At 49.4% G+C, this 17,982-nt stretch carries 15 protein-coding genes; 11 read left to right on the top strand and 4 right to left on the bottom strand.

The window, feature by feature from the left end; translation table 11 throughout:
- Nucleotides 1–54: 54 nt before the first annotated feature.
- The 6 genes from clpP to QP938_06770 all read left to right on the top strand — a co-directional run bounded on the left by clpP (nucleotide 55) and on the right by QP938_06770 (nucleotide 8,444).
- Nucleotides 55–681 carry an ATP-dependent Clp endopeptidase proteolytic subunit ClpP gene (clpP, locus tag QP938_06795; GenBank protein WIO73026.1) on the top strand — a complete coding sequence of 209 codons (627 nt, stop codon included), beginning with the start codon at nucleotides 55–57 and terminating at the stop codon, nucleotides 679–681.
- 91 nt (nucleotides 682–772) lie between these two features.
- Nucleotides 773–2,056 carry an ATP-dependent Clp protease ATP-binding subunit ClpX gene (clpX, locus tag QP938_06790; GenBank protein ID WIO73025.1) on the top strand — a complete coding sequence of 428 codons (1,284 nt, stop codon included), beginning with the start codon at nucleotides 773–775 and terminating at the stop codon, nucleotides 2,054–2,056.
- A gap of 183 nt (nucleotides 2,057–2,239) precedes the next feature.
- The gene (gene lon / locus QP938_06785) at nucleotides 2,240–4,669 is read left to right on the top strand and encodes an endopeptidase La (protein WIO73024.1); all 2,430 of its coding nucleotides are present in this window, start codon (nucleotides 2,240–2,242) and stop codon (nucleotides 4,667–4,669) included.
- 177 nt (nucleotides 4,670–4,846) lie between these two features.
- Nucleotides 4,847–5,119 (top strand): HU family DNA-binding protein, encoded by a 273-nt coding sequence (locus tag QP938_06780; protein WIO73023.1) that lies wholly within the window; start codon nucleotides 4,847–4,849, stop codon nucleotides 5,117–5,119.
- Between the two features lie 127 nt (nucleotides 5,120–5,246).
- Entirely contained in the window at nucleotides 5,247–7,115 is a 1,869-nt protein-coding gene (locus QP938_06775; GenBank protein ID WIO75598.1) for a SurA N-terminal domain-containing protein, read from the top strand.
- A 106-nt stretch (nucleotides 7,116–7,221) separates the two neighbouring features.
- Nucleotides 7,222–8,444, top strand: a protein-coding gene (locus tag QP938_06770; protein ID WIO75597.1) for an IS3 family transposase whose coding sequence is annotated in 2 segments (ribosomal slippage) — nucleotides 7,222–7,573 and nucleotides 7,573–8,444 — 1,224 coding nt in all. Because the reading frame shifts where the segments join, the coding sequence is not laid out codon by codon here.
- A gap of 56 nt (nucleotides 8,445–8,500) precedes the next feature.
- Here the strand turns inward: QP938_06770 and QP938_06765 are convergent.
- Together QP938_06765 and gloB are read right to left on the bottom strand one after the other, a co-directional pair.
- Nucleotides 8,501–10,042, bottom strand: a complete 1,542-nt coding sequence (locus tag QP938_06765; GenBank protein WIO75596.1) for a LysM peptidoglycan-binding domain-containing protein — start codon at nucleotides 10,040–10,042, stop codon at nucleotides 8,501–8,503.
- Between the two features lie 53 nt (nucleotides 10,043–10,095).
- On the bottom strand, nucleotides 10,096–10,893 hold the full coding sequence (gloB, locus tag QP938_06760) for a hydroxyacylglutathione hydrolase (protein WIO75595.1): 798 nt from the start codon (nucleotides 10,891–10,893) through the stop codon (nucleotides 10,096–10,098).
- Nucleotides 10,894–10,984: 91 nt separating this feature from the next.
- On the opposite strand from gloB, the gene QP938_06755 reads away from it, so the two are divergent.
- From QP938_06755 to dnaQ, 3 genes are read left to right on the top strand one after another with little or no spacing between them, the layout of a single operon-like run.
- Complete coding sequence (locus tag QP938_06755) at nucleotides 10,985–11,809, top strand: methyltransferase domain-containing protein (GenBank protein WIO75594.1); 825 nt, start codon at nucleotides 10,985–10,987, stop codon at nucleotides 11,807–11,809.
- Nucleotides 11,796–12,242 (top strand): ribonuclease HI, encoded by a 447-nt coding sequence (gene rnhA / locus QP938_06750; GenBank protein WIO75593.1) that lies wholly within the window; start codon nucleotides 11,796–11,798, stop codon nucleotides 12,240–12,242. The genes QP938_06755 and rnhA overlap by 14 nt, the downstream gene beginning before the upstream one ends.
- Before the next feature lie 32 nt (nucleotides 12,243–12,274).
- Nucleotides 12,275–12,982 carry a DNA polymerase III subunit epsilon gene (dnaQ, locus tag QP938_06745; protein WIO75592.1) on the top strand — a complete coding sequence of 236 codons (708 nt, stop codon included), beginning with the start codon at nucleotides 12,275–12,277 and terminating at the stop codon, nucleotides 12,980–12,982.
- 114 nt (nucleotides 12,983–13,096) lie between these two features.
- Here dnaQ and nhaD read toward each other — a convergent pair whose 3' ends face one another.
- Nucleotides 13,097–14,548 carry a sodium:proton antiporter NhaD gene (gene nhaD / locus QP938_06740; GenBank protein ID WIO75591.1) on the bottom strand — a complete coding sequence of 484 codons (1,452 nt, stop codon included), beginning with the start codon at nucleotides 14,546–14,548 and terminating at the stop codon, nucleotides 13,097–13,099.
- Nucleotides 14,549–14,663: 115 nt separating this feature from the next.
- Here nhaD and nudC point away from each other — a divergent pair, with 115 nt between their 5' ends.
- A complete protein-coding gene (gene nudC, locus QP938_06735; protein ID WIO75590.1) occupies nucleotides 14,664–15,482 on the top strand; it encodes an NAD(+) diphosphatase in 819 nt (272 codons plus the stop codon).
- A gap of 48 nt (nucleotides 15,483–15,530) precedes the next feature.
- Nucleotides 15,531–16,562 (top strand): protease SohB, encoded by a 1,032-nt coding sequence (gene sohB, locus QP938_06730; protein WIO75589.1) that lies wholly within the window; start codon nucleotides 15,531–15,533, stop codon nucleotides 16,560–16,562.
- Nucleotides 16,563–16,619: 57 nt separating this feature from the next.
- Here the strand turns inward: sohB and QP938_06725 are convergent, their stop codons facing one another.
- Nucleotides 16,620–17,786 (bottom strand): cation:proton antiporter, encoded by a 1,167-nt coding sequence (locus QP938_06725; protein ID WIO75588.1) that lies wholly within the window; start codon nucleotides 17,784–17,786, stop codon nucleotides 16,620–16,622.
- Nucleotides 17,787–17,982: the final 196 nt, after the last annotated feature.

Below are 17,982 nucleotides of genomic sequence, written 5' to 3'. Positions count from 1 at the left end.
CTAGAATGCGGGTTGTCTTTATGAATAAATTCCAGATGGTTAGGATTCTTAATAATGAAAAATTATGACTCTCAGGGTATGTTGGATGTTCAAAACACCGGTCTGGTACCCATTGTTGTTGAGCAAACCTCCAGAGGGGAGCGCTCCTACGATATTTATTCGCGCCTCCTTAAAGAACGCGTTATTTTCCTTGTTGGTCCCGTAGAAGATTACATGGCCAACCTGATCGTTGCCCAAATGTTGTTCCTTGAATCCGAAAACCCTGACAAGGATATCCACCTCTACATAAATTCACCGGGTGGCTCCGTGACTGCTGGTCTGTCTATTTATGACACCATGCAATTTATCAAGCCGGATGTGAGCACCATGTGTATTGGCCAGGCTGCCAGTATGGGAGCTTTTCTGCTGGCAGCAGGCGCCGAGGGTAAGCGATACAGCCTGCCAAACTCCCGCACCATGATCCACCAGCCCAGTGGCGGTGCACAGGGGCAGGCGACTGATATCCATATTCAGGCCCAGGAGATTCTAAAACTGAAGCAAAGGCTCAATGAAACCCTGGCTAAGCATACAGGCCAACCATTGGATAAAATTATTGCTGATACCGAGCGTGACACTTTCATGAGCGCTGAGGAATCCAGAGAGTATGGCTTGATTGATCAGGTTCTGGACAAACGTCCCTAGAATCGCTAGTCTCGCTTTAGAAGTTTGATTTGATTTTTTTATAAGTCCCTGAATTATAAGAAATTCGTAGTATCGGGGCAGAGGGTTTTATATGTCCGACAAAAGTAAAGACGAGGGTGATGGCGGCAAGCTGCTGTATTGCTCTTTCTGTGGAAAAAGCCAGCACGAAGTCCGCAAATTGATTGCGGGCCCGTCCGTGTTCATCTGTGATGAGTGCGTTGACCTGTGCAACGACATCATCTCTGAGGAGATTCAGGAGTCTGACAGCGAGTCTCCACGGGACAAACTCCCAACTCCGGAAGAAATCAAGCAAACACTTGATCAATACGTGATTGGCCAGAAGCGTGCCAAGAAAATTCTTTCTGTAGCGGTATACAACCACTACAAACGCCTGCAAAACAGCGGTAAAGGTGTCGGCGAGGTAGAGCTGGGTAAAAGCAATATTTTGCTGGTGGGCCCGACTGGTAGCGGTAAGACGCTGCTGGCTGAAACCCTTGCTCGCCTGCTTGATGTGCCATTTACCATTGCCGATGCCACCACACTGACGGAAGCCGGCTATGTGGGTGAAGACGTAGAAAACATCATCCAGAAGCTGCTTCAGAAGTGTGATTACGACGTCGAAAAAGCTCAACGAGGCATTGTCTACATTGATGAAATTGACAAGATCTCGCGCAAGTCAGACAACCCGTCTATCACCAGGGATGTGTCTGGAGAAGGCGTTCAGCAAGCTCTGTTAAAGCTTATCGAGGGTACTGTTGCTTCCGTTCCACCTCAGGGTGGCCGCAAGCACCCACAGCAGGAATTTTTGCAGGTTGATACCTCAAATATCCTGTTTGTCTGCGGTGGAGCGTTCGCAGGCCTTGAGAAGGTAATTCGTGATCGATCCGAGAAGGGTGGTATTGGCTTCAGTGCCGAGGTTAAATCCAAGGCAGAAACCCAGAGCATTGGCGCTACACTGGCCGATCTCGAGCCGGATGATCTCGTGCGTTACGGTCTCATACCCGAGTTTGTGGGCCGTTTGCCGGTTGCAGCCACACTGGAGGAACTCGACAAGGATGCATTAGTAAGCATTCTGGTTGAACCGAAAAACTCACTGATCAAACAGTACAGCGCCTTGTTTGAAATGGAAGGAGTTGAACTTGACATACGCCCCGATGCTCTTGAGGCAATTGCCGAAAAGGCTCTGGCTCGCAAGACGGGTGCACGCGGTTTGCGCTCCATCATGGAGAACACCCTGCTTGAGACAATGTATGAGATCCCATCTAAAGACCATGTACGCAAAGTGGTTATTGACGCATCAGTCGTAAATGGTGAGTCGGATCCAATACTCGTTTACGAGCAGGCTGAAAAGCAGAAGACTGCGAGCAAGGAGTAACGCCTTGCCGAAACATAAAAAAAGAGCCGCTTGGCTCTTTTTTTATGTCTTTTGCCAATAAAACAATGGCTGCAATGAACAATTTAAGGATAATAAGTTTTTGGGCTATCCTTGTTTTCCAGCCTTCAATCCCCATATCACAGTAAAGTCCAGTGCCATGCGCACGCAGTATTGAGGTTTATTATGGGACAAGACACCAGTTACGATTCTGAGCTGCAAACATTGCCGCTGTTGCCTTTGCGCGATGTAGTTGTATATCCCCACATGGTTATCCCCCTGTTCGTTGGCCGGGAAAAGTCGATCCAGGCGCTTGAGCAGGCGATGGCTGAGCACAAGCAAATCTTGCTCGTTGCCCAGAAGAACGCAGCGGATGATGATCCGAAAGTAGAAGATATCTATCAGGTTGGAACAGTCTCCACTGTTCTCCAGTTACTCAAGCTGCCCGACGGTACAGTCAAGGTACTCGTTGAAGGCGGCACCCGTGTGCATATCGACTCCGTAAGAGAAGAAGATGGCTATTTTCAGGCTGAATACACTGAACTTAAATCAGACGATCTTGACCCTCGTGAAGCAGATGCTCTGATACGCTCAGTCATTAACCAGTTTGAGCAGTATGTAAACCTCAGTAAAAAAATCCCATCGGAAGTAGTTTCCACCTTGGCTGGCATTGATGAGCCAAGCCGTCTTGCCGATACCATTGCTGCTCACATGACCCTGGCACTGGAGCAGAAGCAGGAAGTGCTGGAAATTGCTGATGAGAAGGCAAGGATTGAACACTTGCTGGCACTGATGGAGTCCGAAATTGACCTATTCCAGATAGAGCAGCGTATCCGTGGACGCGTCAAGAAACAGATGGAAAAGAGTCAGCGCGAGTACTACCTGAATGAGCAGATGAAAGCCATTCAGAAAGAACTTGGCGATATGGACGACGGTAGTAATGAAATCGAGGCTCTTGAACAGAAAGTTCAACAGGCAGGCATGCCTCAAGCTGCACTGGAAAAAACCCAGGCTGAACTCAATAAACTGAAAATGATGTCGCCGATGTCTGCTGAAGCATCGGTTGTGCGTGGCTACATCGAGTGGATGATCAGCGTCCCCTGGAAAAAACGCAGCAAGGTTCGCCACGATCTCGTGCGTGCCGACCGTATTCTCAACGAGGAGCACTACGGCCTTGAAGAGGTTAAAGAGCGTATCCTGGAGTTTTTGGCAGTCCAGAAACGCGTCAAGCAGCTCAAGGGGCCGGTTCTTTGCCTCGTGGGGCCTCCCGGTGTTGGTAAAACATCCCTGGGAGAATCTATCGCGAGGGCAACCGGGCGTAAGTTTGTGCGAATGTCACTTGGTGGCGTTCGGGATGAAGCTGAAATCCGTGGTCACCGCAGGACCTATATTGGCTCCTTGCCCGGCAAGTTGATTCAAAAAATGTCGAAAACCGGGGTTAAAAACCCGCTGTTTTTGCTGGATGAAATTGACAAAATCGGTATGGATCATCGCGGCGATCCGGCGTCGGCCCTGCTGGAAGTCCTGGACCCGGAGCAGAATCACAACTTCAATGACCACTACCTCGAAGTGGATTATGACCTCTCTGAGGTGATGTTTATCTGCACGGCAAACTCCATGAATATTCCAGGACCTCTACTGGATCGCATGGAGGTTATTCGTATCCCCGGATATACCGAGGACGAAAAGGTAAATATTGCCCAGCGTTACCTGTTGCCAAAACAGTGTAAGGCAAATGGCCTCAAAGAGTCTGAATTGACTGTCAGTGAAGCCACCTTGCGCGATATTATCCGCTACTACACTCGCGAGGCAGGGGTTCGTGGCCTGGAGCGAGAGCTGGCGAAAGTTTGTCGTAAAGTGGTAACCAGGCATGTCAAGGAAAGCTCCACGAAGGTCAGTAAAATTGCACCTAAGGATCTTGAAGGGTTGCTGGGAGTCCAGAAGTTTGATTTTGGGCGAGCTGAAGAGCAAAACCAGATTGGCAGGGTAACCGGGCTGGCATGGACGTCCGTTGGTGGTGAATTGCTGACCATTGAAACCTCAGCAGTACCGGGAAAAGGTGTAGTAATTAAAACCGGTTCGCTTGGTGATGTGATGCAGGAGTCCATTCAGGCAGCCCTGACAGTTGTACGCAGTCGTGGCCAGTCTTTGGGTATTAAGAAGGATTTCCACCAGACCAACGACATACACATCCACGTTCCAGAGGGTGCTACACCGAAAGATGGACCCAGTGCTGGTATTGCCATGTGCACAGCGCTTGTCTCGGTAATGACGGGCATTCCTGTCCGTGCAAACGTTGCCATGACTGGGGAAATTACCCTTAGAGGTCAGGTACTTAGGATAGGGGGGCTCAAAGAAAAACTGTTGGCCGCTCACCGTGGTGGTATCACTACTGTGATCATTCCTAAAGAGAATGAGCGCGATCTGAAAGAGATCCCGGACAACATAAAAGCGGACCTTGATATTCAACCGGTTCAATGGGTTGATGAGGTTCTGGCTATAGCCCTGCAAAATATGCCAGAAGCGTTGACGGATGAAGAATATGCATCTTCTGATAAGTCAAGCGCCGGCTCGGGAAAAGATGATTCAGTGTCAGACCGCATGCCCACACACTAATATTTGTGTGGGTTGTGCTTGACCGCTATGAATACTGTTGGTATAAATTTCCCCGCCAGTGAATGCGTGCATCCAGGGAGCGTATTTACACTACAGGTTTGGGAAATCAGTCAGCAAATAAATTGACATAACAAACCATTACTCAAAAGCCTTGATAAATAAAAAAGGGGTTCACAAGTGAACAAATCAGAATTGATCGATACTATCGCCGCTGCTGCGGACATTTCTAAAGCTTCTGCGGGCCGTGCGCTGGATGCTGCCACTTCCGCTGTTACTGAAGCCCTGAAAAAGGGTGACCAGGTTTCTCTGGTTGGCTTTGGTACTTTCTCTGTAAAACAGCGTGCTGCTCGTACTGGCCGCAACCCACAAACTGGTGCTGAAATCCAGATTGCTGCTGCAAACGTACCTAGCTTCAAGCCAGGTAAAGCGCTGAAAGACGCTGTAAACTAAGTCGTTTTTCAATGACGCCAAGAGTTGTTAGTGGATTTTTCTTAACAACTTTGGCGACAGCAAAAAGGTGCATCAGCGTTGATGCACCTTTTTCATTATTAGAGTTTGAAAGAATAAAGAGATTTCCATGCTTCAGAATATGCGCGACAACCTCAAAGGAATTGGTTTAATTCTCGTTGTAATTATCGCCATCCCCTTTGCTCTTACCGGCGTAGACAACTTTTTCCTGCGCTCAGGCGGCAGCCCTGAGGTGGCCGAGGTGAATGGTGAAAAAATAACCGATCTTGAGTTGCAGCGCGGTATCCTCTTGCAGCGTCAAATGATCGCGGCTCAATTTGGCGAAGAAATGCTCAGGTTTTTTGATGACAACCGTCTTCGAGGCCAGGTCTTAAATCAGCTTGTAACCCAGAAACTCATCACCGGTGCAGCAAATGAGCATGGAATGAGCGTTGCTGAATCAAGTGTTCAGCAAGCCATAATGGATACGCCGGCATTCCAGCGCGACGGTGAATTTGATAAAGAATCATTCAACTACATCATGAACCAAATGGGCCAGACGGCCAGTTCCTATCGTACGCAAATACGCAACGATTACCTGGGTGGTCAATTTGTTCAAGGTGTTACTGCCAGTGAGTTTGTTACCAGTGAAGAGATGTCACTGAACGCAGCAGTTGCTGAACAGACCAGGGATTTCTATTACCTGACTATTCCTGTCGAGCCACTGATTGAGACTGTTGAAGTATCCGAAGAACAGCTTCAGGCCCGCTATGACGAAAAGAAAGGTCAGCTGGTGGTGCCAGAGCAGTTAGTTGTTGAATACCTGGAGCTTGATAAAGACAATCTTGCTAAAGCGGACGAGGTTAGCGAAGAACAGATTCGTGAGCGTTTTGATTCCGAATTGAAGATTGCCAAGGAGTCTGGCGGAAAGCAAAAACGTCTGGCCCACATCCTGTTGCCACAAGGGGATGAAGAGCTTCTGAATGAAGTCAGCTCAAAGTTGGCAGAAGGTGCTGAGTTCGCTGATGTTGCCAAAGAGTACTCTACAGATGCCGGTACAGCCCCTCAAGGTGGTGATCTTGGCTTTATTGACATGTCAGTTCTTCCAGAATCCCTTGCCACAGCTGCGGCCAGTCTTTCTCTTGGTGATTTATCCCAACCTGTTACCTCTGAGAGTGGCATCCACATTTTAAAGGTAACTGATGTTGAACAAGCAGAACTGCCGGTTTTTGAGGAGCAAAAGGATCGCATTGCCGAAAGTCTGAGAAACGAACTTGCCAGCGAGAGATATGCCATAGCGGTCAAACAACTTAGCGATCTCGTCTTCGGTGCCGAGACCCTTCAGGAGCCAGCGGAGACTCTTGGTCTTGAGGTGAAGCGCTCTGAACCATTTTCTCGAGAGGGTGGTGAGGGCATCGCTGCAAATCAAGATGTAGTAACCGCTGCATTCACTGATGACGTTCTGAACGCCGGTTATGCCAGTAAAGTAGTTGAGCTGGGTGATGGCCGTGCGGTTACGGTTAAACTTCTTGAGCGTATAGCCCAGCGAACCAAGCCGTTAACAGAAGTGCGCGAAGAGTTGCTGGCTGAGCTCAAAAAGGAAAATGCAGCTGCTCTGGTTGAACAGAAAGGTCAGGATCTGATCAAGCAAGTTGAAGCCGGGGAGAGCGTTGAAGCGGTTGCCAAGGCGGAGTCACTCGAGTGGCAGGTTAGCCACAACACCAAGCGCTCTGGCGGTAACGTAGATGCAACTGCTCGTCAAAAAGCTTTTGCAATGCCTGTTACAGAAGATGGGCGCAATGTTGCTGGCATCAAAAAGGCCAATGGCGACTATCTCATAGTAGAGTTGGCCTCAGTGGAGTTCGCTGAAATTGACTCCCTGCCGCTGGAGCAGCGACAAGCTTTGGAGCAAACCCTTGTTACAAATGCCGGTGAAAGCAGTATCCGGGACTATCAACAGTGGTTGCTGGATACGGCAGAAATTAAAACCCGTCAGTAATTTCTGAGATAGAAATAAAAAAAGCCCTCAATGAGGGCTTTTTTTATGCTCTGTGTCCCGTCCTGAATAACGTTGACACTTTTCAATCACCGAATTGGAAAGTGACATGAAATCAACAACTAAGCGCACGCAGCAAGATTATTCCCTGGCTTTTAAATTATCGGTTGTCGACCAGGTTGAGCATGGCGAATTGACCTACAAACAAGCCCAGAGTCGTTATGGTATTCAGGGGCGATCGACGGTTTTGGTTTGGCTTCGCAAGCACGGTAGGCTAGATTGGTCCAAAGGCACACCACACTGCTGCCGCGGAGAGCGAGCAATGTCAGAGAAACCAAGGCCACTTACTCCAGAGCAACGGATCAAAGAGCTTGAACAACAGCTCGCCGAGGCCCAACAAAAAGCGGATTTTTTTGAGGCGGTTGTTGATGTGCTGAAGAGGGACTACGGAGTCAGCGTGACAAAAAAGCCTCACGGCAAGTCATCGAAGCCAAGCAAATCCCGGGACTGAGCGTCACGAAGGCTTGCCAGATCTTGGGCATCAGTCGACAGGCCTACTATCGACAGCGTCAAAGGGCTCAACAGCAAACCGTATCTTGCGAGGCCATATTGGCTTTCGTTCGGCACGAACGCCTACGACACCCGCGAATGGGCGGTCGTAAGCTCTTGTATCAGCTCAAGGCGCAAACTGACTTCACTATAGGCCGTGACAGGCTCTTTGACTTGCTAAAGCAGCACCGATTATTGGTTCACAGGCGACGTGCCTACCATAAGACAACACAGAGCAATCATCGCTTCTGGTGTCACCCCAACCTGCTGAAGGCAGGGCCAAAGCAGATGCAGGCTGCCGGGCCCGAGCAAGTTTGGGTGGCTGATATTACGTATTTGCCCGTCAAGCAGGGAGAGGCTTATCTGAGCCTGGTTACGGACGCCTTCTCACGGAAGATCGTTGGTCATCATGTGCACGGTGACCTCAAGGCGGAATCGGTATTGAGGGCGTACAAAAAGGCATTGCATGAGCGTAGTCGAGAGAGTGAGCTAATCCATCACTCAGATCGAGGGATCCAGTACTGTTCTAAGTTATATCAGGCTGAACACGAGAAACATAAGGTGCACTGCTCCATGACAGATGGGTATGACTGTTATCAAAATGCGCTTGCTGAAAGAGTGAACGGGATATTGAAGACAGAATATCTGACGGTGAAACCTGAAAATCTTGATCAGGCTGCCATCATGGTGGAAGAGTCTATAGAGCTATACAATAAACAGCGGCCACACATGGCCCTAAAATACAAAACGCCCGAGGAAGTCCATCGGGCGTTTTTAACCTGAAATAGTGTCAACCTATATCAGGACAAGACACTGGAATTATTATCTGGAAGAGATAATCAGATCTTTTGTATATCTACAAACAGGGTCAAACGCTGGCCTGGTTGCAAATATTTCTTCGGATTAATTTTATTCCAGGAGATGATGTCGTTTACCCTGATATTGAACTTATTAGCTATGCGAGCAAGTGAATCACCACGACGAACCTTGTAATTCACTTTGCGATTAACGCTGAAACTCTCAGGTGTGGCTGCACTTACCTGCAATTGCTGACCGGGGCGAATTACATCGCCGGGAGCCAAATTGTTCCAGGCTTGCAGATTTTTGACCCTTACATCATGAGCTCTTGCGATTTCCCAGAGTGAATCGCCATTGCGAACCGTGTAAAAGCTGCTGTGCGACGCTGTAAGGGGGGCGGCACCACCAGCTCCCGGTATCTTAATTACCTGCCCAACGCGAATCAGGTCGTTTTTCAGGCTATTCTCGCGTCTCAGCTCTTTAACGCTGACTTTATTGTTAGATGCGATACGGCTGAGGCTGTCACCAGGCTTTACGATATATTCACGAATTGCGACCCATTGCTCCTTGGGAAGCTGGGCCAGCTTGACTTCGAACTGCTCAACACTTGTTACGGGAAGCAGCAACCGATGGTCCGCGCACGAGGCGGTGGAAAGTCTGTTGTAGGCTGGATTCAGTAGATACAACTCTTTGGTATCAAGTCCTGCCATTTCTGCTGCCAGGGCGAGATCCAGCTGACCTTCAAGGTTAACCGGCTCAAAATAGGGTGCATCTGCAATTTCATAGAGTGAAATATTGTAGTTGTCGGGAGCAAAAACTATTTCACTGACTGCAAGTAGTTGTGGCACGTAGGCAGAAGTCTCTTTTGGCAGCTTCAGAGACCAATAATCGGTGGGTTTTCCTGCGTCTTTGTTACGTTTTACGGCTCTGCGAACTGTCCCCTCACCGCTGTTGTATGCCGCAAGGGCAAGCAACCAGTCGCCATCAAACAGGCCATTCAGGTATTCAAGATAATCCAGGGCAGCTGTCGTTGCAGCGACCACGTCACGGCGTCCCTCATACCACCAGTTACGCTCAAGGCCAAAACGCTCGGCTGTTCCAGGGATAAACTGCCAAAGCCCGGCGGCATGGCTGTTGGAGTAGGCAAACGGGTCGAAAGCACTTTCTACTACAGGTAAAAGTGCGAGCTCCATCGGCATATTGCGGGCTTCAACCTCTTTTACGATATGGTACAGATACCGTTCGGCTCTCTGGAAAACACGATCAAAATAGGTTTGGTGCTTTGCGTACCACTCAAGCTGGCGAGACAGTCGCGGGTGATCGTGTTCGCCGATCATGTCCATGTTTTTGCGAATACGGGGCCAGACGGTGCCATCTTCGCCAAACGCATCAAAATCGGCCACATCTTCTGTATCCCTTTTAGGGGCTGAAGTTGTCGGCAAAGTGTCAGCTTCTACGATCAGGGGCTCACTGGGGAGCGACTCAATGTCCTGATCTTTGTCGACTACCGATTGGTTTTGCAGCTGGCTACAGCCGCTGGTTATGGCCACGGAAATGGCAACAGCAAGTAATCTTGGATACATAATTTTATTTAATTCGTTAGTTTTATAGGCCGCTGCTAAGGCGGCGAAACGGGCTACCTTACCACAAAATGGTCTTTCCACTTACGCAGCAACGCAAACGTCGGTGCACCCGGTTTCGCTTCAACATTGGCATGTTTAGCGGCAGCGGCTACAACGGATGTGTTGCTGCTGCGCAGAAAGGGGTTAGTCTGTCTTTCAAGTTCAATGGTGCTAGGGAGTGTAATGCCATCTGCTTGAAGTCGCTGAACATCAGCAACTCGCCGTTGTTGCAGCTCCTTGTTATCTGGCTCTACTGCCAGCGCAAACTGCAGATTTGCCATGGTGTATTCGTGAGTACAGTACACCTGCGTGTTATCAGGCAGTGCGGCCAGCCTTGTGAGAGATTGATGCATCTGCTCAGGTGTACCCTCAAAGAGCCTTCCACAGCCCGCGGCAAACAAGGTGTCACCACAAAACAGGGTAGGGCTGCTGTGACTGTAGCCATTGCCTGACTCTGCATAATAGGCAATATGATCGAGAGTATGGCCAGGCACAGCAATAATCTTAAAGCTGAAATCGCCAAGGGTAAGGCTTTCGCCGTCCGTCACCGGATGGGTTACTTGTGGAATGTTATTGGATAGAGGGCCATAAACAGGGACAGGATAGTGCAATAGAAGCTGCTCAATCCCTCCGATATGATCGAAGTGATGATGGGTCACCAGGATCGCCGAGAGTTCAAGATCTCTTTGCTTAAGTACGCTCAACACTGGCTCAGCATCGCCTGGATCAACAACGGCCACTTTCCGACCCTCAAGTGGGATCATCCAGATGTAGTTGTCGTTAAAGGCCGGTATGGCTTTAATTCTATTCATCACGCTCTGTGGTGTTTGTGTGGGGATTTACCCATAATAACGCTAATCGGCTTAACAGCCCATTTCTCAAACTGGCAACGGAGTTCACGGTTTGCATCAACGCTTTAATCTGAGAAAGAAATTAGCGAATAAATTCCGTCCCGAGCCCATTGAGACCGTACAAGGGGCGCTGGAGATGTGGTTTCGCTCGCCTGCAGGTCACTATCTGCTTGAGAAAGAGCGCAAGCACATCGCCAAACTACCCAAGTTGCCGGGGTACCAGATTATGGAGCTTGGACTCTCACCAAAATTTGGTCTGCTGGACGAATTTGACCATCTCCATCGTTTCTCCATAACTCCAGCCTCAGGAAGGGGTGGTAGCGCGGTGTCAAATTTCGAAGAGTTACCACTGCCTTCGGATATTGTGGATTGCGCTGTTTTGCATCATGCATTGGAATTCTCTCCAAAACCACACCGGGTTTTAAATGAGGCTGCGAGAGTTGTCGCTCCAGGGGGGCATCTGGTGCTGTTTGTATTCAACCCGTTCAGCCTGTTGGGAGTCACCAAATGGCCGGGCTGGAGTTTCAGCGATTACCCATTGTTTCGCCATCATGGCCTGAGGGTTGGTCGCCTGGTGGATTGGCTTCGTCTGCTGCACTTCAAAACGATTGATGTAAAGCGCGGCGGATTAGGCCCAATCAAAGATGATAGTTTTTCAATTTGCCAGCGCTGGGGCTATGGTCTCGGCCTGCCATTTGGCTTGTATTACACCATTGTTGCCCGCAAGAATGTTGCTCGCCCCATTACACGCAATGGCCTGATACCCAATGGCCTGAAAATCCCTAATTTGGGTTGGCAGAAAATGGGCTGCGAGTTGACTGCTCATGGCGATAAATACCAAGATGAATCACTGAGGGAAACTGTTGAAATCCGTTGAAATATTTACCGATGGTGCTTGTCGGGGAAACCCTGGGCCAGGCGGTTGGGGCGCTTTGCTGCGCTACAACAATACCGAGAAGCAATTACATGGCGGTGAACCTGAAACCACCAATAACCGAATGGAATTAATGGCGGCGATCAAGGCACTTGAAGCCCTTAAACAACCTTGTCATGTCATTCTCACTACAGATTCACAATACGTGCGTCAGGGCATTACCAGCTGGATGCATGGCTGGAAACGCAATGGTTGGAAAACTGCGAGCAAGAAACCCGTCAAGAACCAGGATTTATGGCAGTTGCTGGATAAAGAATCTGAAAAGCACCAGATTGACTGGCACTGGGTTAAGGGGCACAGTGGTCACCGCGAAAATGAGATAGCGGATCAGCTCGCCAACAAAGGCATTGATGAATTGGCGGGCGAAGCGTCCTAGCCACCGAGAACATAAAGTATCAGAGAGACTGTATGAGACAGGTTGTACTGGATACCGAAACAACCGGTATTGAAACGGCGCAGGATCACCGAATTATCGAGATCGGTTGTGTCGAAATGATTGATCGAAAGCTGACCGGTCGTCACTACCACCAATACATCAACCCGCAACGGGAAGTGGATCAGGGTGCCTATGAGGTTCACGGTATCTCTAATGAATTCCTGAATGACAAACCGGTGTTTGCGAGAGTTGCCAGTGAATTCCTGGAGTTTATTCGCGGTGCAGAGCTGATTATTCACAACGCCCCGTTCGATGTTGGCTTTATGGACCACGAGTTCAACAAGCTGGGATCTGAATTTGGGGTCACAAGCGACTACTGCTCGGTGATTGACACTCTGGTCATGGCACGGCAAATGCACCCCGGCCAGAAGAACAACCTCGATGCACTATGTAAGCGCTACCACGTAAACAATGCCCACCGTGAGCTGCACGGGGCATTACTGGATGCCGAGATTCTTGCTGAAGTCTACCTGGCAATGACCGGTGGTCAGGTAATGCTGGGCTTTTCGGGGGAGAACAGTAGCAACAGTCAAAGTGGGGAGCAGGAGATACGTCGGCTTGCCGCTGACCGACCGGCTCTTTCAGTTATTCGCGCATCTGAGTATGAGTTGATCGAGCATCAACGAAAGCTTGAAGAGATCCAAAAGGCCAGTGGCAACTGCCTTTGGCTAGCTGAATAAACCAGAGTCTGTCGACACTTCATATTCACCTTTACAGCGGCGGTTATGGACCAACGATAGACTTCAATAAAAAAGGCCAGCTGGATAGCTGGCCTTTTTGCTTTCTGGGAAAGCTTAACCGTGAGCAGCAGGAATGCCGATCAGGTGGCTGTTAACCAGGAAGTGTACCCAGATACTGGCGGCGTAGCCGAGGGCAATTGCCCAGCTCCACTTCAGGTGGCTGAAGAAGGTGTACTGGCCACGAGCCTGTCCCATCAGGGCAACGCCAGCAGCTGAACCAACTGACAGCAAGCTACCACCAACACCAGCGGTCAAGGTAACCAGCAGCCACTGGAACAGGTCCATATCCGGCAGCATGGTCAGAACAGCGAACATAACCGGAATATTATCAACGATAGCAGAAGCAATACCTACGAGGATGTTGGCATTGGTGGCACCCAAGTCGTTGTAGAAGAACTCGGAGGCCAAAGTCAGGTAGCCGATAAAACCGAGGCCGCCAACGGCCAGTATTACTCCGTAGAAGAAGAAAAGGGTATCCCATTCAGCGCCGGCGATTTTGTTGAAGATGTCGAAGCCTTTATCGTTTTCACCATTCTGAACACTTGGGTTAGCCGGAGTATCACCAATGTCGCCATTAGTAGCCGGGGCGTGTTCTTTCTTCTTGATGTAGAAAGCGTACAGTTTGAGGTAACCCAAGCCCAGCATCATGCCGTATACAGGTGGCAGGTGCAGGTAGTTGTGGAAGGAAACTGCAGTGATAATTGTCAGGATAAACAGGCCGCAAATCATTAGGCCACCAAACTTGATCGGGGTGATACCACCCTGAACAGCAGTTGGATTACCTTTCGGAAGTGCAAAGTGCATAAATGCAGCAGGTACAACAAAGTTGACCAACGAAGGCAGCAGCAGATCAAAGAACTCTTCAAATGCTACCAGCTTGCTCTGCCACACCATCAGGGTGGTGATGTCACCAAACGGGCTGAAGGCGCCACCGGCATTGGCCGCGACAACAATGTTGATACAGGCGATACCAACAAATTTGGGCTGGCCTTGGCCAACGGCCAATACAACAGCACACATGATCAGGGCTGTGGTGAGGTTGTCCGCGATAGGGGAGATCACAAAAGCCAGGCAGCCGGTAAGCCAGAACAGTGAGCGGTATGAGAAGCCTTTAACTACCAGCCAGTCACGCAGGGCATCAAAAACGTTACGCTCCAACATGGCATTGATATAGGTCATCGCTACCAGCAGGAAGAAGAACAGCTCGGCGTACTCAAGGAAATTGTGACGAATCGCCACTTCAGCAACAGAAGGATCATCCAAAGTCTGGCAATATATAGCAATCAGAATCCAGATAATGCCTGCGGCAGTAAGTACTGGTTTGGACTTGCGCAGGTGCAGCTGTTCTTCAAAGATAACAAACAGGTAGGCAACGGCAAATATCACAATGGCGGTGTAGCCAATCCAGTGGGAAGTGATGTCGAGAGAGGCTGGTGCAGAACCACTTGAGGCCAAAGCCAGGCCAGGCAGCAGTATGCAAGCCATAAAGGTAATGAGGGCTTTCATAGTCATCAAACCTAATAAAATCCATGGGGTAGGGTTAAATTGGTGGCGGATTATACATGACCCCCCAAAGTGGATACACCCGAAATAACATATTGACTCAAAGAGCAATTTAGATATGAACCAAGTGAAAGACGGGTACCGCCCGGCAGTGGACCCCAGCACACCCATTAGTAATCACCTGATCTTCTGGCGGGGTAACCTGTTACTGGCTGGTGAAAACTGTACCGAGTTGTTCTGGCCAGAAGGTAGTGACGTATTCAATCAGGCACAATCCCGTCACTATGTCGGCCTGTTCTGCGAAAATGCTTGCTGGGTCTATGAGATAGAAGATGTAGCCAACCTCGAGGATGTGGCCAGTTGCCAACTGCGTGAATTGCTAACTGTTGACCCAGAGTGTTTTGACCTGGCTTCCAGGGCGGTGCAACTGATTCGCTGGCACAAGGAGCACCAGTATTGTGGGCGTTGTGGCTCTGAAACCATGTTGATAGAAGGAGAGTTGGCCAGGAGCTGTTCGGCGTGCAGCTTGTCATTCTATCCGCGTGTGTCGCCCTGCATGATTGTATTGATAGAAAATGGAGAGTACTGCCTATTGGCTCGTCACGCTCGGCGAAATGCACTTCATACCTGTCTTGCCGGATTCATCGAGCCCGCAGAAATACCAGAGATAACCGTGCAACGGGAGGCGATGGAGGAGGTGGGTGTGCAGGTGAGTAACATCCGCTATTTCGGCAGTCAGGCCTGGCCATTTCCCGGGCAGCTAATGTTGGGCTACCACGCTGATTATGCTGGAGGGGATATAGCACCAGACGGCGTGGAAATTCTCTCTGCTGACTGGTTTCACTACAGTGAACTGCCTGACCATCCGGGGCAGGCAACTCTCTCAGGCCAACTAATCGCTGATTTTGTAAAGCGGTGTAGAGCTGGTTTAGCTTAACGGGCCAACTCGGATATACTCCGCAAACGAATAATCAGGAGAATGGTTTTGGAATTTTTAACGGAATACGGCTTGTTTCTCGCCAAGGCAGTAACAGTGGTTGTCGCTATTGCAATCATCGTCGGCATAGCATCTGAACTAAGTGGTCGAGGCAAAAAAGCGGACAAGGGCCATATTGCCATCTCAAAGCTCAATGAATTTGTTGATGAAATGCGCGACACACTTCAGCACACCGTGTTTAGCAGTGAACAGCAGAAGGCCGAGAAGAAAAAACGCAAGCAGCAAGAAAAAGAACGGAAAAAGTCCACTGAAGAAGAGTCGAAAAAGCGTGTGTTTGTACTCTCTTTCAAAGGAGATATAAGTGCTTCTGAAAGTAGCGAATTGAAGGAGGCTATTACCGCTGTGCTGTCTGTTGCTCAAGAAAGTGACGAAGTCGTCGTCAAACTTGAGAGCCCCGGCGGTGCGGTTCATGGCTACGGGTTGGCCGCAAGCCAGCTGGACCGGATTCGCAATAAGAATATCCCGCTGACTATCTGTGTAGACAAAGTTGCAGCCAGTGGTGGCTATATGATGGCTTGTGTCGGTGACAGAATATTATCTGCGCCTTTTGCCATGATTGGCTCCATTGGAGTGATTGGACAGCTGCCTAACTTCAGCAAGCTGTTGAAAAAGCATGATGTGGAGTTCGAGCAACATACGGCAGGTGACTACAAGCGCACCCTTACCATGTTTGGTGAAAATACTGATGAGGACAGGGCCAAGTTTCGCGAAGACCTGCAGCAAATTCACGATCAATTCAAACACTATGTTGCCGAGCGCCGACCTCAGCTGGACATAGAGAAAGTAGCCACTGGCGAAGTATGGCTGGGTACCCAGGCCTTGGCTTTGGGGCTGGTCGATGAAGTTAAGACCAGCGATGAATACCTGACCAGCCAGCTTGATACTGCCGATCTTTACGAAGTATCGTTTGAGCACAAAAAGCGTATTCAGGAGCGCCTGGGGCTTGCTGCTGCAGCCGGAGTTGAGAAAGGCGTTACCGGTGTATTGCAGCGTATTGCTGGGAATCGCTTTTTTTCCTGATTTTCTGCAGAATCCCATCCCCGCGTAGGCGGGGGTGGGAATTTGGAAGATAAGGCCTCAATCCCGCCGCAGGCGCTCGCTAACTGCAATCGGGTTCGGAAAGCTGAAAGTCACAATATAACTGGATATCAAAAACGTCAGGATTGCTGCTGCCTGAATAGCGTGTGACGCCTCTGTACTGATAAGTGAGGCGCCGAATGCGACATAGGCGATCAACAAAGAAAATTCACTGATTTGCCCTAATCGAAAACCAAGATCCCAAGCCAATACCTTTCTTTCGCTTTGTTGTTTGAGTAAAAATCGAAATGCAACCGGTTTGAGTGCCAGCATGGTAATGCCTAAAACCAGGGCAACGGCCAATATCTCATCGAGAAGGTTGAGGTTAAAGCCTGCCCCAAGAGCCACAAAGAACATGATCAGGAAAAAATCCCGTAGCGGTTTCAGGCTAAGGGCGATGTATTGGGATATAGGGTTGGTGGCAATGGTAATTCCGGCCAAAAATGCGCCAATCTCTCTCGACAACCCGACCACTTCCGCCAGCTCCGCCATTCCGAGGCACCAGCCTAGCGCCAGTAGAAACACATATTCAGAAACCCGGTCGAACTTGGCAAACAACTTCACCAGACCGTAACGCACTGATGCAATGGCGACGCCAATGAGCAGAGGTAATGCAAAGAGGGTTTGGCCGATTTTCATAAGATCAATTTGGCCATCTGATCCACTCAGCAGCACCAGAAGTACAAAGATAGCGAGAAAATCCTGCATCAGTAGCATCCCGACCATCATGTCACCAATATGTCGATGGTGCAGGACAGTGGTTGGCAGCAGCTTTATACCAATGATGGTACTTGAGAACATCATCGACAGGCCGATGATAATCGATTCCATCTGGGTGAACCCAAATGCCCAGCCGATCCCGTAACCGACAATAGCAAATAGCCCTGAGCTCAGCAGGGTAACGAGAGTAACTTTTCTGAAAACGGACAGTAGCGCCCGCGGCTGCATATCAAGGCCGAGCAGGAATAGCAGAAATATAATGCCGATACTCGACAGGTCGGTGAGCAATTTGACGTCAGAAATCAACCCCAAACCATAAGGGCCGATCAATGCGCCCAGTGCAATGTATACCACCAAAAGCGGCTGGCGGCCGTAGAGTGCAAGAGAGGCGATTACCGCTGCACCGGTAAAAATCAGAAAGAAGGATTGAAAAACACTATCAGCCACAACAGATTCCCTTTCTTTTTATAGTTACTATCGGTTTTTAGAGGCTGTTGTGCAAGGTCTCCAGCTGTGAATGCCGAAATCGGACCAATACATGACAAGTTCTTATTGTGTTGTTAGTATGCATTGGCGTTAACCGGAGGCTGTTTGCTCTGGGTAAATGTCGCCACGGGGCGGCAATTTTCCTATGTGATCAACT

It is taken from the genome of Porticoccaceae bacterium LTM1 (genome assembly GCA_030252795.1).
Classification (GTDB): domain Bacteria; phylum Pseudomonadota; class Gammaproteobacteria; order Pseudomonadales; family Porticoccaceae; genus SCSIO-12696.
This window is presented reverse-complemented; position numbering and strand designations above follow the sequence as displayed.

Excerpts from the sequence above, each read along its gene's own strand:
- gloB (WIO75595.1), bottom strand. The coding sequence starts at position 10,893 with ATGAATAGAATTAAAGCCATACCGGCCTTTAACGACAACTACATCTGG.
- lon (WIO73024.1), top strand. The coding sequence starts at position 2,240 with ATGGGACAAGACACCAGTTACGATTCTGAGCTGCAAACATTGCCGCTG.
- QP938_06765 (WIO75596.1), bottom strand. The coding sequence starts at position 10,042 with ATGTATCCAAGATTACTTGCTGTTGCCATTTCCGTGGCCATAACCAGC.
- dnaQ (WIO75592.1), top strand. The coding sequence starts at position 12,275 with ATGAGACAGGTTGTACTGGATACCGAAACAACCGGTATTGAAACGGCG.
- nhaD (WIO75591.1), bottom strand. The coding sequence starts at position 14,548 with ATGAAAGCCCTCATTACCTTTATGGCTTGCATACTGCTGCCTGGCCTG.
- clpP (WIO73026.1), top strand. The coding sequence starts at position 55 with ATGAAAAATTATGACTCTCAGGGTATGTTGGATGTTCAAAACACCGGT.
- QP938_06775 (WIO75598.1), top strand. The coding sequence starts at position 5,247 with ATGCTTCAGAATATGCGCGACAACCTCAAAGGAATTGGTTTAATTCTC.
- nudC (WIO75590.1), top strand. The coding sequence starts at position 14,664 with ATGAACCAAGTGAAAGACGGGTACCGCCCGGCAGTGGACCCCAGCACA.
- clpX (WIO73025.1), top strand. The coding sequence starts at position 773 with ATGTCCGACAAAAGTAAAGACGAGGGTGATGGCGGCAAGCTGCTGTAT.